At 66.5% G+C, this 13,464-nt stretch carries 15 protein-coding genes and 1 tRNA gene; 3 read left to right on the top strand and 13 right to left on the bottom strand.

All coding sequences use genetic code 11. The features are described from left to right. The 11 genes from nuoG to B3E43_RS00295 form a co-directional block, all read right to left on the bottom strand. A partial coding sequence (gene nuoG / locus B3E43_RS00345) for an NADH-quinone oxidoreductase subunit NuoG (protein ID WP_292025840.1) occupies window positions 1–1,670 on the bottom strand: 1,670 nt, incomplete at its 3' end. Between the two features lie 37 nt (window positions 1,671–1,707). Further along, on the bottom strand, window positions 1,708–2,163 hold the full coding sequence (locus B3E43_RS00340; protein WP_292025838.1) for a TM2 domain-containing protein: 456 nt from the start codon (window positions 2,161–2,163) through the stop codon (window positions 1,708–1,710). Further along, window positions 2,163–2,642, bottom strand: coding sequence for a hypothetical protein (locus tag B3E43_RS00335; protein WP_292025835.1), 480 nt, complete (start codon window positions 2,640–2,642; stop codon window positions 2,163–2,165). The genes B3E43_RS00340 and B3E43_RS00335 overlap by 1 nt, the downstream gene beginning before the upstream one ends. Window positions 2,643–2,644: 2 nt before the next feature. Then, window positions 2,645–3,958 (bottom strand): NADH-quinone oxidoreductase subunit NuoF, encoded by a 1,314-nt coding sequence (gene nuoF / locus B3E43_RS00330; protein ID WP_292025832.1) that lies wholly within the window; start codon window positions 3,956–3,958, stop codon window positions 2,645–2,647. A 3-nt stretch (window positions 3,959–3,961) separates the two neighbouring features. After that, window positions 3,962–4,228 carry a hypothetical protein gene (locus B3E43_RS00325; protein WP_292025830.1) on the bottom strand — a complete coding sequence of 89 codons (267 nt, stop codon included), beginning with the start codon at window positions 4,226–4,228 and terminating at the stop codon, window positions 3,962–3,964. After that, complete coding sequence (gene nuoE, locus B3E43_RS00320) at window positions 4,225–4,887, bottom strand: NADH-quinone oxidoreductase subunit NuoE (protein WP_292025828.1); 663 nt, start codon at window positions 4,885–4,887, stop codon at window positions 4,225–4,227. The genes B3E43_RS00325 and nuoE overlap by 4 nt, the downstream gene beginning before the upstream one ends. Continuing rightward, window positions 4,884–6,143, bottom strand: coding sequence for an NADH-quinone oxidoreductase subunit D (locus tag B3E43_RS00315; protein ID WP_292025827.1), 1,260 nt, complete (start codon window positions 6,141–6,143; stop codon window positions 4,884–4,886). The genes nuoE and B3E43_RS00315 overlap by 4 nt, the downstream gene beginning before the upstream one ends. Beyond that, a complete protein-coding gene (locus B3E43_RS00310; protein WP_284220502.1) occupies window positions 6,136–6,546 on the bottom strand; it encodes a hypothetical protein in 411 nt (136 codons plus the stop codon). The genes B3E43_RS00315 and B3E43_RS00310 overlap by 8 nt, the downstream gene beginning before the upstream one ends. Before the next feature lie 3 nt (window positions 6,547–6,549). Next, window positions 6,550–7,143, bottom strand: a complete 594-nt coding sequence (locus B3E43_RS00305; RefSeq protein ID WP_292025944.1) for an NADH-quinone oxidoreductase subunit C — start codon at window positions 7,141–7,143, stop codon at window positions 6,550–6,552. A gap of 23 nt (window positions 7,144–7,166) precedes the next feature. After that, window positions 7,167–7,838 carry a NuoB/complex I 20 kDa subunit family protein gene (locus B3E43_RS00300; protein ID WP_414631325.1) on the bottom strand — a complete coding sequence of 224 codons (672 nt, stop codon included), beginning with the start codon at window positions 7,836–7,838 and terminating at the stop codon, window positions 7,167–7,169. Next, on the bottom strand, window positions 7,808–8,185 hold the full coding sequence (locus B3E43_RS00295; RefSeq protein ID WP_292025819.1) for an NADH-quinone oxidoreductase subunit A: 378 nt from the start codon (window positions 8,183–8,185) through the stop codon (window positions 7,808–7,810). The genes B3E43_RS00300 and B3E43_RS00295 overlap by 31 nt, the downstream gene beginning before the upstream one ends. Before the next feature lie 195 nt (window positions 8,186–8,380). Here B3E43_RS00295 and B3E43_RS00290 point away from each other — a divergent pair, with 195 nt between their 5' ends. Together B3E43_RS00290 and B3E43_RS00285 are read left to right on the top strand one after the other, a co-directional pair. Continuing rightward, window positions 8,381–10,063, top strand: coding sequence for an AbgT family transporter (locus B3E43_RS00290; RefSeq protein WP_292025817.1), 1,683 nt, complete (start codon window positions 8,381–8,383; stop codon window positions 10,061–10,063). A gap of 102 nt (window positions 10,064–10,165) precedes the next feature. Then, a tRNA-Asp gene (locus tag B3E43_RS00285) sits at window positions 10,166–10,242 on the top strand. Between the two features lie 60 nt (window positions 10,243–10,302). On the opposite strand, the gene B3E43_RS00280 is transcribed toward B3E43_RS00285, so the two are convergent. Further along, window positions 10,303–11,121: a polysaccharide deacetylase family protein gene (locus tag B3E43_RS00280; RefSeq protein WP_292025816.1), complete on the bottom strand. Its 819-nt coding sequence runs from the start codon at window positions 11,119–11,121 to the stop codon at window positions 10,303–10,305. Between the two features lie 87 nt (window positions 11,122–11,208). Further along, window positions 11,209–11,502, bottom strand: a complete 294-nt coding sequence (locus tag B3E43_RS00275; RefSeq protein ID WP_292025814.1) for a hypothetical protein — start codon at window positions 11,500–11,502, stop codon at window positions 11,209–11,211. A 306-nt stretch (window positions 11,503–11,808) separates the two neighbouring features. Here B3E43_RS00275 and B3E43_RS00270 point away from each other — a divergent pair, with 306 nt between their 5' ends. Then, entirely contained in the window at window positions 11,809–13,413 is a 1,605-nt protein-coding gene (locus B3E43_RS00270) for a DEAD/DEAH box helicase (RefSeq protein WP_292025812.1), read from the top strand. Window positions 13,414–13,464 lie beyond the last annotated feature (51 nt).

The raw sequence follows: 13,464 nt of genomic DNA, 5'->3' as shown, positions 1-13,464 counted from the left end.
TAGGCCGCGCCCGGCAGGATCACGTCGGCGCCGTGCGCCCCGCGATCGCCGTGGCTGCCCAGATAGACGCGGAAGGCCTTGGACTTCGACAGGTCAATCTCGTCGGCGCCGAGTAGGAACAGCACGTCCAGCGCGCCCTTGGCCGCCATCTCCGCCGCCGTCTTGCCGCCCGTTGCCGGGACGAAGCCCATGTCGAGACCGGCCACCCGCGACGCCGCGCTGTGCAGGACGTTGAAGCCGTTCCAGACGCCAGAGTCCTTGGCGGCGACCACGCCGACCTTCTGCGCCAGAGCGCCCAGGGCGTTCAGCACAGCTGCGCCGTCCGGGCCCGATACCGCACCCGCGCCGACGATGATCGCCGGACGCTCCGCCTTCGAAAGGAAGTCCGTCGCCGCCTTCGGCAGCTTGGCCAGGGTCTTCGAACCGGCGCCGAGCCAGCTGTAGTCATAGGTCAGGTTCACCTGCTCGCCGATCAGGCCGATCTCCGTCTTGCCGGCCAGCCACGCCTTGCGCAGCCGGGTGTTCAGCAGCGGGGCCTCGGTACGCGGATTGGCGCCCACGATCAGGACGGCGTCGGCATTCTCGACGCCCGCCAGACCCGAGTTGAACAGCCAGCCTTCGCGCGGACCGTAACCCAGCGCCGACCCGTCCTGACGGCAGTCGGTATTGGCCGACCCGAGAGCGCGGAACAGGTCCAGCGCCGCCTTCATCGATTCCGCGTCCTGCAGGTCGCCGGCGATGACGCCGATCCGGTCCGCGGCCGCGGCGTTCAGCTTGGCCGCCACAAGGCCCAGGGCCTCGTCCCACGAGGCCGCGCGCAGCTTTCCGTTCTCGCGCACCCAGGGCTTGTCCAGCCGCTGGCGCTGCAGGCCGTCGACGGCGTAGCGGCTGACGTCGGACAGCCACTCCTCGTTTATGCCCTCGTTGACGCGCGGCAGGATGCGCATCACCTCGGCGCCCTTGGCGTCGGCGCGGATGTTCGAGCCCAGGGCGTCCATGACGTCGATGGTCTCGGTCTTCTTCAGCTCCCACGGGCGGTAGTGATACTGCCACGGCCGGTGGGTCAGGGCGCCGACCGGACACAGGTCGTTGACGTTGCCCGACAGTTCGCTGTCGACCGCCTTCTCCAGATAGGTGGTGATCTCGGCGTCCTCGCCGCGCGAGATCATGCCGATGTCCGGCACGCCCGCCACTTCCGTCACGAACCGCACGCAGCGGGTGCACTGGATGCACCGCGTCATGAAGGTCTTGATGGTCGGCCCCATGTTCTTTTCTTCGACCGCGCGCTTGTTCTCCGCATAGCGGGAACCGTCGCGGCCATAGCCCATGGCCTGGTCCTGCAGATCGCACTCACCGCCCTGGTCGCAGATCGGGCAGTCCAGCGGGTGGTTGATGAGCAGGAACTCCATCACCCCTTCGCGGGCCTTCTTGACCATCGGCGTGTCGGTGAAGATTTCCTGGCCCTCGGCCGCCGGCAGGGCGCACGAGGCCTGAGGCTTCGGCGGTCCGGGCTTCACCTCGACCAGGCACATGCGGCAGTTGCCGGCGATCGACAGCCGCTCGTGATAGCAGAAGCGCGGAATCTCCTGTCCGGCGCGTTCGGCGACCTGGAGCACGGTCATCCCGGGCTCGAACTCGACCTCTACGCCGTTGACTTTCGCGATGGGCATTCGCCGCGACCTCTGCGTTTCTTCTAAGCGGACCGGATCAGAACCAGGACTTGTTCCCCGCGACATAGTCGCGGTGGAAGTCGCCGTCTGATTTGAGCAGGTAGATGATGAATTCGATGAAGGCGATGACGCCGACGATGAAGGGAATGATGCCGAAGGTGATCCAGCCGATCGTCCCTCCCAGCAGCATCAGCACCCCGGCCGTCGTCTTGCCGAGATAGAATTTGTGGATGCCGATCCAGCCGAGGAAGAAGGCCAGAAGGGCGGCGACGATACGGTTCTTGTCGCCCGACAGGTTCAGCGGCGCGCCGCTGATGATGTAGATGTTGGTGGCCACGCCGTCGCCGATTTCGAAATCGACTGTCGAACCCGCGAAGGCCTCGCGCGCGCCGCCCATGAGCGCGCCACGCGTAAAGGTGTAGCGCACGCCGTCGTCGCCGCTGATCAGGCCGGAACCGGTGTAGTCGTCGTAGCTCAGAACCTTGCCGCGCATCAGCCCTGCCCCTCGACGCCTGCGACCGCGCCGCTGTCGGGCAGGGTCTGGTTGATGGTCACCGTCTCGCCGTCCAGGACGAACCGTGTCACCGGATCGCCGGCCTGGTTCATCCATCGGTCTCGGCCCGGATCGGTCGCATCGACCGGCTTCCAGTGGATCAGGTCGCCTTCGACCCGGCATTGCGCCCGGCGGCGTCCACCGTCGACCGGCGCGCGCCAGGAGGCATTCACGATGCGGCCCTCAAGTCCGTCGATCTGGATGTCGGCGACCCCCTGCCCATGGATCTCTGCAAGGCCGGCCTGACACACTCGGCGCAGGTCGGAGCCGGTAAGTACCACCGGCGCGGCGACCTCGGCGTCAGACGCCGGGGGGGCGGCCGAAACAACGTCCACCGGCGTCGGCGCAGCCTTCTCCGGCTCGGCGCCACAGGCGGCGAGAGCAAGAGCGGTCACAGCGATGACGGCGGCTGCGCGCATCCCTACTCCGCCGCGATCGCATGGCCGGCGAAATTCGCACGGCGGCTGCGGTAGGAGGAGATGCGCTCCTCGATCTCGTGACGGAAATGCCGGATCAGACCCTGCACCGGCCAGGCGGCGGCGTCGCCGAGGGCGCAGATGGTGTGGCCCTCGATCTGGGTCGAGACTTCCAGTAGCAGGTCGATCTCGGACGGATCAGCCTCGCCGACGGCCATCCGCTCCAGCACCCGCCACATCCAGCCCGTACCCTCGCGGCAAGGCGTGCACTGGCCACAGCTCTCGTGCTTGTAGAAATAGCTGATGCGGGCGATGGCGCGGACCAGGTCGGTCGACTGGTCCATCACGATCACCGCTGCGGTGCCGAGGCCCGACTTCATGTCGCGCAGACTGTCGAAGTCCATCAGCGCGACTTCCGACATCTCGCGCGTGATCAGCGGCACGGACGAGCCCCCCGGGATGATGGCCTTCAGATTGTCCCAGCCGCCGCGCACGCCGCCGCAGTGGTCTTCCAGCAGCTGACGCAGCGGGATCGACATCGCTTCTTCGACATTGCACGGCCGGTTCACATGGCCGCTGATCGACATGATCTTGGTGCCGGTGTTGTTCGGCCGGCCGAAGCCCGCGAACCACTCGGCCCCGCGGCGCAGGATGGTGCCCACCACCGCGATCGACTCGACGTTGTTCACCGTGGTCGGGCAGCCGTAGAGACCTGCGCCGGCCGGGAACGGCGGCTTCAGTCGCGGCTGACCCTTCTTGCCCTCCAGCGACTCCAGCAGAGCCGTCTCCTCGCCGCAGATATAGGCCCCGGCGCCGTGGTGGATGTAGACGTCGAAATCCCAGCCATGGACGTTGTTCTTGCCGATCAGCTTCGCCTCATAGGCCTGCTTGACCGCCGCCTCCATGCGCTCGCGTTCCAGCACATATTCGCCGCGCAGATAGATGTAACAGGCGTGCGCCTGCATCGCGAAGCTGGCGATCAGACAGCCCTCGATCAGCAGTTGCGGATCGTGGCGCATGATCTCCCGGTCCTTGCAGGTCCCGGGCTCGGATTCGTCGGCATTGACGACCAGATAGTGCGGCCGGTCCTTCACCTCTTTCGGCATGAACGACCACTTGAGGCCGGTGCTGAAACCCGCGCCGCCGCGGCCGCGCAGGCCCGAATTCTTGACGTTGGAGATGATCCAGTCTCGCCCGAGGTCGAGCATGTCCTTGGTCGCGTTCCACGCGCCGCGCGCCTTCGCCCCCTCCAGCGTCCAGTCATGGAAGCCGTACAGGTTGGTGAAGATGCGGTCCTTGTCTTCGAGGATACCGACCATGGTTCAGTTCGTCTCCCGCATACGTTGGCGGTGATAGCGGGTGCGCAGAAAGATGGCGGCCAGCATCAGGGCCCAGCCGAGGGCCAAGGCCGCATAACCGGCCCACTGCACAGCCGGGCCGGCGGCGCCGGCCGAGGCCGAAGCCCAGACCGCGATAGCGCCGAGAATGACCAGGGCGAACCCGGCCAGCCGCTGGTTGCGACCCACCGCCCGCAGCTCGGCGCGGTACTGGGCGACCTTGGCCTCATCGCTCAGGTCAGGCCGGCTCATGCCGTCACCGGGTCAGAGTTCGGCAGCTTCTTGATCTTCTTGCCCGCCGAGCCGTCATAGAGTTTCGGATCGGTCAGGGTCAGGGCCCCGCCTTCCGGCTCCGAACTGGTGCGGCCGACGCGGCTGCCCGGCTTCGGCTTCTTGCCGGCGGAGAAGTCGTCGATGATCTGCGCCATGCTGTCGGCGGTCAGGTCCTCGAAATAGTAGTCGTTGATCTGGGCCATCGGCGCATTGGCGCAGGCGCCCAGGCATTCGACTTCCTGCCAGGTGAAGCGGCCGTCGGCGCTGAGCGTATCCTTCGGGCCGATCTTCTTCTTGCAGACGTCCATCAGCTCGCCCGCGCCGCGCAGCATGCAGGGCGTGGTGCCGCAGACCTGGATCAGGGCGACCGAGCCGACCGGCTCCAGCATGAACATGGTGTAGAAGGTCGCGACCTCCAGCACCCGGATGTAAGGCATGCCCAGCAGCTCGGCGATGGCGCGGATCGCGGGCTCGGAGACCCAGCCCTCCTGCTTCTGCACCAGCCACAGGATCGGGATCACCGCCGACTGGCGACGATCGATCGGATATTTGGCGATCCACCAGTCGCATTTCGTCTTCGTCGCCTTCGAGAAGGCGAACGAGGCCGGCTGTTCCTTGGCGAGACGACGAACGCTCATCGGTCCACTTCTCCGAAAACGATGTCGAGCGAGCCCAGGATGGCCGAGACATCCGCCAGCATGTGGCCGCGGTTCATCCAGTCCATGGCCTGCAGCGAGCGGAAGCCCGGGGCCGAGATCTTGACGCGATAGGGTTTGTTGGTGCCGTCCGAGACCAGATAGATGCCGAACTCGCCCTTGGGCGCCTCGACCGAGGCATAGACCTCGCCCTCGGGCGTGCGGAAGCCTTCGGTGTAGAGTTTGAAGTGGTGGATCAGGGCTTCCATCGACCGCTTCATCTCACCGCGCCGCGGCGGGACGATCTTGTTGTCCTCGACCATCACCGGCTCGCCGGGGCAGTTGCGCAGTTTGTGGATGCACTGCTCCATGATGTGCACCGACTGCTTCATCTCCTCGATGCGGCACAGATAGCGGTCCCAGCAGTCGCCGTTCTTGCCGACGGCGATGTCGAACTCGAGGTCGGCATAGCATTCATAGGGCTGCGACTTGCGCAGGTCCCACGGAATGTCCGAGCCGCGCAGCATCACCCCGGTGAAGCCCCAGTCCAGCGCCTGCTGTTTCGACACCACGCCGATGTCGACGTTGCGCTGTTTGAAGATGCGGTTCTCGGTGACGAGGGACTCGATGTCCTTCAGGGCGGCCGGGAACTCACGGCACCAGCGGCCGATATCGTCGATCAGGTCGTTCGGCAGGTCCTGATGGACGCCGCCGGGCCGGAAATAGTTGGCGTGCAGACGGGCGCCCGAGGCGCGCTCGTAGAACACCATCAGCTTCTCGCGTTCCTCGAAGCCCCACAGCGGCGGCGTCAGGGCGCCGACGTCCATGGCCTGAGTGGTCACGTTCAGCAGATGCGAGAGGATCCGGCCGATCTCGGAATACAGCACCCGGATCAGCTGGGCCCGGTACGGCACGTCCACGCCCAGCAGCTTTTCGATAGCCAGGCAGAAGGCGTGCTCCTGGTTCATCGGCGCGACATAGTCGAGGCGATCCAGATAGGGCACGTTCTGGAGGTAGGTGCGGGCCTCCATCAGCTTCTCGGTGCCGCGGTGCAGCAGGCCGATGTGCGGATCGACGCGCGTGACCAGCTCGCCATCCAGCTCCAGAACCAGACGCAGCACGCCGTGCGCGGCCGGGTGTTGCGGGCCGAAATTGATTGTGAATTTCCGATCGTCCAGCGCGCGGGCGTGGTCGGTCAGGCCGTCATCAAAGATGTCGGTGGCGCCGATCGGGGTGGTGGGTGCGTGGCCGTCAGCCATCAACGGAATCCTCGTCGTGCAAACGGCCCTTGCGGGTCAGCGCCACAAGCCAGCCCAGGGCCAGCGTCAGCACGCCCATGCCCGAAACCGCGGCGGTCGAAAGCTCCCAGTTGCCGGTCAGCACCGCCAGCGCCAGCGGCGTCGACAGCAACACCGCCGAGGCCCCCAGCAGCGCGCTCTGCAACTCGCCGGCCGACAGGCGCCGGATGCCCGCCCCGACGGCCAGACAGACCACGGCCACCATGATGGCCACGCCCAGCGACTGCAGCTGCGCCGGCTCCACCTCGGGTGCCCGCGTGAACCAGCCGGTCAGCCGCGCGCCCAGGGTGAACAGAAACGCCGTCGAGAACGTCACCAGAAAGAAGGATGACGCCGAACGAATGGCTGCGCGATTCATCTTCATGGATCATCCCGCCTTCTCATCGCCGGGCAGGACGGTCGTCGGATATTCGGCGCCTTCCCACGGGGACAGGAAATCAAAGTTCCGGAATTCCTGGGTCAGTTTGACGGGTTCATACACAACCCGCTTCTGCTCCTCGTCATAACGCACTTCGACATACCCGGTCATCGGGAAGTCCTTGCGGAGCGGATGCCCCTGGAAGCCATAGTCGGTCAGCAGCCGGCGCAGGTCGGGGTGACCCGAGAACAGCATGCCGTACATGTCGAACGCCTCGCGCTCGAACCAGTCAGCGCAGGGGAAGACGCCCACGGCGCTGGGCACCGGCTGGACCTCGTCCGTCGTCAGCTTGACCCGCACGCGCGCATTCCGGGTCATCGACAGCAGGTGGTAGACCACCTCGAACCGCTCCTCGCGGTCCGGGAAGTCGACGCCGCAGAGGTCCAGCAGCTGGTGGAAGCCGAACCGGTCCTTCAGCGCCGTCAGCACCTCAATGATGCTGTCGCGGTCGGTGATCAGCGTCAGTTCGCCGAAAGCCACCTGGGCCTCGACGCCCAGCGCCCCGACCATCTCGGCGCCCAACGGCGTCAGGGCGGTCTCCATCTCGGCGATACGGGCGAGCGCGTTCATCGGTCGATCGTCCCGGTCCGGCGGATCTTCTTCTGCAGCTGCAACAGCCCGTACAGCAGCGCCTCCGCCGTCGGCGGACAGCCGGGCACATAGACGTCCACCGGCACGACCCGGTCGCAGCCGCGAACCACGCTATAACTGTAGTGGTAGTACCCGCCGCCGTTGGCGCAGCTGCCCATGGACAGCACATAGCGCGGGTCCGGCATCTGGTCGTAGACCTTGCGCAGGGCCGGGGCCATCTTGTTGGTCAGGGTGCCGGCCACGATCATCAGGTCGGACTGGCGCGGGCTGGCGCGCGGGGCCATGCCGAACCGCTCCATGTCGAAGCGCGGCATCGAGGCCTGCATCATCTCCACGGCGCAACAGGCCAGGCCGAACGTCATCCACATCAGCGAACCCGTTCGGGCCCAGTTGATGACGTCGTCCAGCGAGGTGGTGATGAAGCCGCGCTCGCCCAGTTCGGCATTCACGGCCTCGAAGAATTTGTCGTGGATGGCCGGATCATAGCCCTCCACCGACGAACGGGCGCCGGTGTTGAACATGGTCGTGCTCATCGGTGTGGCCAGACGCGAGGACGCCGGGCCCACGGGCGAAGCGCCCTGGTTGCCGACCCCGATCAGCGGGACGGTATTGGTCGTCACTCCCATTCGAGCGCGCCCTTCTTCCATTCGTAGATGAACCCGACGGTCAGCACGCCGAGGAAGACCATCATCGACCAGAAGGCGAACACCATGCCCGCGCGCGACAGGTCGAACATCGACACCGCCCAGGGGAACAGGAAGGCCACCTCGAGATCGAAGATGATGAAGAGGATGGAGACCAGATAGAAGCGCACGTCGAACTTCATGCGCGCGTCGTCGAAGGCGTTGAAGCCGCACTCATAGGCGGACAGCTTCTCGCTGTCCGGATTCCTGGGGGCCAGCACCCAGGCCGCCAGCATGAAACCGAGGCCTAGCACGGTCGCGATCCCGAGAAAGATCACGATCGGCAGATATTCGAGCAGGAATGCATTCATCCGGAAGGGACCTTGTCCGCCATCAAAGGGAGGGGCGGATTCGGCGCTTTCTAGACGCAAGCTCGCCGCGGTTCAAACCCGGCTTTGATCGATCGACTGATTGCGATTCGTTCTCACCTTCTCGCGAATTCGACAGGCGCGCCCGGTCCTTGGCATAGTCGGCCCAAAGCGCCGGCGACAGGAGGAATGACGGGCATGGGCATCGGCAATTGGCTACTCAACGGCGTTGAGAAGGCGGGCAATAAATTGCCCGACCCGGTGTTCATCTTCGTCTGGCTCATCGCCATCCTGATGGGGGTCAGCGTCCTCGGCTCCACCCAGGGCTGGCAGGTCGTCAATCCGGTGACCCAGGAGGTTATTCAGGCCCAGAGTTTGTTCTCGTCCGAGAATATCCGGAAATTATTCCAGGAGATGCCCAAGACGCTGACCGGCTTTGCGCCCCTGGGCTATGTGCTGGTCGTCATGCTGGGCGCCGGCGTCGCCGAGCGCACGGGCCTGTTCGGCTCAGCGATGAAGGCAGGCGTGCGTCAGGCGCCGAAGGCGCTGCTGACGCCGATCGTGATCTTCGTCGCCATTATCGCCAACCACGCCGCCGACGCGGCCTATGTGGTGTTGATCCCGCTTGCCGCTGCGCTGTACGCGGCCGCGGGTCGCCATCCGGTTGTCGGCATCGCGGCCAGCTTCGCCGGGGTCTCGGGCGGCTTCTCGGCCAACATCTTCCCGGGTCAGCTCGACGCCCTGCTGCTGGGCATCACCGAGCCGGCGGCCCAGCTGATCGATCCGTCGTTCAGCGTCAACATCGCCGGCAACTGGTGGTTCATAGCCGGCATGACCTTGCTGTTCGTGCCGGTGGGCTGGTGGGTCACCGACAAGATCGTCGAACCGCGGCTGGGCGCCTGGACGCCGATTCCCGGCGCGCCGATTGATGATGCCGACAAGCCGCTGGAGCGCCAGCAGAGCAAGGGACTGCTGTGGGCCGGCCTGGTGGCGCTGCTGGTGGTCGGCCTGTTCGCCTGGCTGGTGCTCTCGCCGGCGGCCCCGCTGATCGACTCCGAAGCCGGGACAGGCGCGGGCCGGCTGCAGCCCTTCTATCAGTCGCTGGTCGCGGCCTTCTTCATGCTTTTCCTGTTGACCGGCATCGCCTACGGGGTCGCGGCCAGGACCGTGCGCAATCACCGCGACATCGTGAGAATGATGTCCCAGGCCATGGCTGACATGGGCCCCTACATCGTGCTGGCCTTCGTGGCCGCGCATTTCGTTGCCATGTTCAACTGGTCCGGTCTCGGACCGATCATGGCTGTGGCGGGCGCCGAACAGATCCGGGGCCTGTCCGGCATCGAGCCGGGCTCGACCGATCCGATCGGAGCCGGGCAGCTCTTCGTCCTTCTGGTGACCATTGTCCTGGTCAGCGCCCTGATCAATCTGTTCGTCGGATCGGCCTCGGCCAAATGGGCCTTCCTGGCGCCGATCCTGGTGCCGATGCTGATGCTGGTCGGCGTCAGCCCCTACATGACCACCGCCGCCTACCGGATGGGCGATTCGACCACCAACATCATCACGCCCCTGATGGTCTATTTCCCGCTGATCCTGACCTTCGCCCAGCGCTGGGTGAAGGATTTCGGCCTGGGCAGCCTGATGGCGGTGATGCTGCCCTACTCCGTCGCCTTCACCATCGCCGGCGCGATTCTTACGGGCATCTGGGCGGCCGCGCAGATTCCGTTGGGACCGGGCGAGGGCGTCACCTATCAGCTGCCCACGCCGGCCGAGGCGGCCCAGCCCGCCAATCCGGTCGGGCCCGCCGCGCCGGCACAGTCCGCCCCGCCGGCGTCCGCTTCACCTCCATCGGCGCCGGTCACGGCCCCGGCGCCGGAGCGGTGAGCGGCGGGGTGCTTTTTTCGCTGTTCGGAACGCTTGACGCCGCCGGACGGCCCGCCTAAACGACGCCCCTCGCCGCGACGCACTGCTTCGCGGCGGGGAGATGCGGGTGTAGCTCAGTTGGTTAGAGTGCCGGCCTGTCACGCCGGAGGTCGCGGGTTCGAGTCCCGTCACTCGCGCCATTCCCTTTGATATCGAATTCAGGGAATGGCGCGGCCCCGCCGGTGTGAACCGGCCTCCCATCACCGCAGCGTCAGAACCGGATCGACCGCCTCAAGCGCCCGTTCGCGCCCTTCCGGCCCCGCCGTGATCTGGACGAAGGTGAAGCCCCGCTCCGTCAACTCATCCAGCAGACCCGGCAGGGCGGCGATCATCTGCGGCCGGGTCTCGTGCAGAATCAGCACCCCGCCCCGGTTGCTCTCCATCGCATTCAGGGTGATCCGCGTGATCGACTCGGCAGAATAGCCGCGCCAGTCGTCGGTGCCGGCCTCGGCCGAGACGACGATGATCCCGCGCTGGTTCAGCCAGTCCGCCATGAACGCCCCCTCGCCCAGCCCCGGAAAGCGGAACATCGGCTCGATCCGGGCGCGTTCCTCGGCCGGGGCGTCGGCCAGGGCGGCCTCGAGCGCGGCATAGCTCCTGCGGACCTCGGTGACCTGGGCCTCGCGGGCCCAGTGACGCAGATAGGTCGGGTGCGACCAGCTGTGGCTGGCGACGTTGTGGCCCCGGCGCACGACCTCACGCACCTGTTCGGGATGCGCCCGCGCATACTGGCCGACGAAGAAGAAGGTCGCCTTGATCCCCCGCTCGTCGAGGATGTCCAGCACCCGGTCGTTGTACAGCGCGCTGGGGCCGTCATCGAAGGTCAGGGCGATCGCCCTGGGCGGCAGCGGCGTCCGGACGTGCTGGATCGAGCCATAGCGGCCCGGCGGCATCGTCAGCAGGGCCTGACCCGCCTGGGCATTCGCTCGCGAAACGTAGGGAACCTCGCTGCTCTCCGCTGGTACGCGGGGCAGCCAGACGGCGAAAGCCGCCGTCAGGGCGATCAGAAACAGACGCACACGCCCTCCCCCCGAGGCTCCAGCTTCTCACGCTATCCCTGCGACGCCGTCCAGCGAGGGCGCGCAACCGCTGGGGGATATTGGAAATTACGGGTTCCGGCCCGCGACCAGGACATTCTGGACCCGGCGGCCCAGCGGATCGCGGGACTGCCAGGTCTGACCGACCTCGGCCTCGACCATCTGGGTGCAGAAGCGCGGGATCAGCATATAGGGCCGCATATTGGTCAGGCAGACCTGCTCCCCGGCGACCGACCAGCGCGCCGCCAGCCGGCGGCCGTCAGAAAACTGGGCGGCGTAGCTGCCATCCGGATTGAACCAGTGCTTGACCCAGCCGCCGTCGGGATAGCGCGACACGACCGTATTTCCGAAGACGGAATTCATTTCGGCCCGACCCGGACCCGCAGCCAGACATGCGACTGTCAGTGTCGCGACGGCAAGCGTACGCAGCATTCCAGCACCCCTACTCAGCCCTTCCCGACCCGGACTATTAACAATCGGTTAGGGAATGCCAAGCCCCGACTCCCGGCACACGAATAGTTGACTCTGGCGTGGGGGCTTATATATGCGGCGCACGTTCGGGACAGGACTGGCGAATCCGCGCCGCCCGCTCGCCCAGAGACAGGGCGGTTCCGCGACATCGCACGACGGCCCGATGCGCGGGGCGTCCCTTACCAGTCCCAAGGACCCATGACCGAATTCTCCCAGCTTGGCCTCTCGGCCACGACTCTCAAGGCCGTCGCCGACACCGGCTACACCACCGCAACCCCCATTCAGGCCTCGGCCATCCCGGTCGCCCTCGCCGGCCGCGACGTACTCGGCATCGCCCAGACCGGCACCGGCAAGACCGCCGCCTTCACCCTGCCGATGATCGACCGGCTGAGCTCGGGCCGGGCCAAGGCCCGCATGCCGCGCGCCCTCGTCCTGGCCCCGACCCGCGAACTGGCTGACCAGGTCGCCTCCTCGTTCGAGAAATACGCCAAGGGGACCAAACTCAGCTGGGCCCTGCTGATCGGCGGCGTTTCCATGGGCGACCAGGTGACCCTGCTGAACAAGGGCGTCGATGTCCTGATCGCCACACCCGGCCGCCTGCTGGACTTGTTCGAGCGTGGCAAGGTCATGCTCAACGGCGTCGAGATCATGGTCATCGACGAAGCCGACCGCATGCTGGACATGGGCTTCATCCCGGACATCGAGCGCATCTTCAAACTGACGCCACCGCGCCGCCAGACCCTGTTCTTCTCGGCCACCATGCCGCCCGAGATCACCCGTCTGACGACCCAGTTCCTCAAGGACCCGACCCGGCTGGAGGCATCGCGCCCGGCCCAGACGGCGGACACCATCACCCAGTATCTGGTCCGCATTCCCTCCAGCGACCCCAAGGCCAAGCGCGCCGCCCTGCGTGCCCTGATCGGCCGCGCCGACGTTCGCAACGGCATCGTCTTCTGCAACCGCAAATCCGAAGTCGACGTGGTCGCCAAATCGCTGAAGCAGCACGGCTTCGACGCCGCCCCGATCCACGGCGACCTCGACCAGTCGCTGCGCATGAAGACCCTCGCCGCCTTCCGCTCGGGCGAGCTGAAACTGCTGGTGGCCTCCGACGTCGCCGCGCGCGGTCTCGACATTCCCGACGTCAGCCACGTCTTCAACTACGACGTCTCGCACCATGCCGACGACTACGTCCACCGCATCGGCCGCACCGGTCGGGCGGGCAAGCTGGGCCAGACGTTCATGATCGTCACGCCGTCGGATGACCGCTCGCTCGACAAGGTCCTGAAGCTGATCAAGATGGATCCCATCGAGCTGACCCTGGACGGGGTCGACTTCTCGCCCGGCAAGGCCCAGCCGCGTCGTGATTCGGACCGCCCCGAACGCCCGCCCGCCCGCGGCCGTGGCCGCGGACCTCGCGAAACACCGAAGGACGCCGCCACGGAGCCCTCGGAGGTCGTCGCGCCCGTCCCGACCGCCGAGCCGGTGAAGACAGAAGCCGCTGCCGAAGCCCCCGCGCTCGATACGCCATCGTCCGACGCGCCCAAGCCGCGCCGGACCCGGAGCCGCCGCGGCGCCAAGTCCGTCGCCACGGAAGCCGTCGAGGTCGCCGAGGCTCCAGCGGCCGTCGTGGCCCCAACGCCCGCAACGCCCTCGCAGGACCGTCCGGTACAGGAAACCCACCTGCGCCAGTCGGACCGTCGTGGCGACAATGCGAGCCCTGAGCCGCAGCGCTCGAACGGCCGTCCGTTTGGCGAGGGCGACATTCCCGCCTTCCTGCGCCGTCCGGTCTCGATCAAGAGCTGAACCTCGAAAATCGACGGTCAGCGAACCGGATTTAACCCGTCGTTACGGAAC

The sequence above is a fragment of the Brevundimonas sp. UBA2416 genome (genome assembly GCF_002343105.1).
Lineage (GTDB): Bacteria > Pseudomonadota > Alphaproteobacteria > Caulobacterales > Caulobacteraceae > Brevundimonas.
The sequence above is the reverse complement of the archived record's forward strand: the minus strand, read 5'-3'. Positions and strand labels throughout refer to the sequence as shown.

Excerpts from the sequence above, each read along its gene's own strand:
- B3E43_RS00305 (WP_292025944.1), bottom strand. The coding sequence starts at position 7,143 with ATGGAGACCGCCCTGACGCCGTTGGGCGCCGAGATGGTCGGGGCGCTG.
- B3E43_RS00325 (WP_292025830.1), bottom strand. The coding sequence starts at position 4,228 with ATGAGCCGGCCTGACCTGAGCGATGAGGCCAAGGTCGCCCAGTACCGC.
- B3E43_RS00335 (WP_292025835.1), bottom strand. The coding sequence starts at position 2,642 with ATGCGCGCAGCCGCCGTCATCGCTGTGACCGCTCTTGCTCTCGCCGCC.
- B3E43_RS00340 (WP_292025838.1), bottom strand. The coding sequence starts at position 2,163 with ATGCGCGGCAAGGTTCTGAGCTACGACGACTACACCGGTTCCGGCCTG.
- nuoE (WP_292025828.1), bottom strand. The coding sequence starts at position 4,887 with ATGAGCGTTCGTCGTCTCGCCAAGGAACAGCCGGCCTCGTTCGCCTTC.
- B3E43_RS00315 (WP_292025827.1), bottom strand. The coding sequence starts at position 6,143 with ATGGCTGACGGCCACGCACCCACCACCCCGATCGGCGCCACCGACATC.
- B3E43_RS00275 (WP_292025814.1), bottom strand. The coding sequence starts at position 11,502 with ATGAATTCCGTCTTCGGAAATACGGTCGTGTCGCGCTATCCCGACGGC.
- B3E43_RS00300 (WP_414631325.1), bottom strand. The coding sequence starts at position 7,838 with ATGGAAGAAGGGCGCGCTCGAATGGGAGTGACGACCAATACCGTCCCG.
- B3E43_RS00295 (WP_292025819.1), bottom strand. The coding sequence starts at position 8,185 with ATGAATGCATTCCTGCTCGAATATCTGCCGATCGTGATCTTTCTCGGG.
- B3E43_RS00290 (WP_292025817.1), top strand. The coding sequence starts at position 8,381 with ATGGGCATCGGCAATTGGCTACTCAACGGCGTTGAGAAGGCGGGCAAT.
- B3E43_RS00270 (WP_292025812.1), top strand. The coding sequence starts at position 11,809 with ATGACCGAATTCTCCCAGCTTGGCCTCTCGGCCACGACTCTCAAGGCC.
- nuoF (WP_292025832.1), bottom strand. The coding sequence starts at position 3,958 with ATGGTCGGTATCCTCGAAGACAAGGACCGCATCTTCACCAACCTGTAC.
- B3E43_RS00310 (WP_284220502.1), bottom strand. The coding sequence starts at position 6,546 with ATGAAGATGAATCGCGCAGCCATTCGTTCGGCGTCATCCTTCTTTCTG.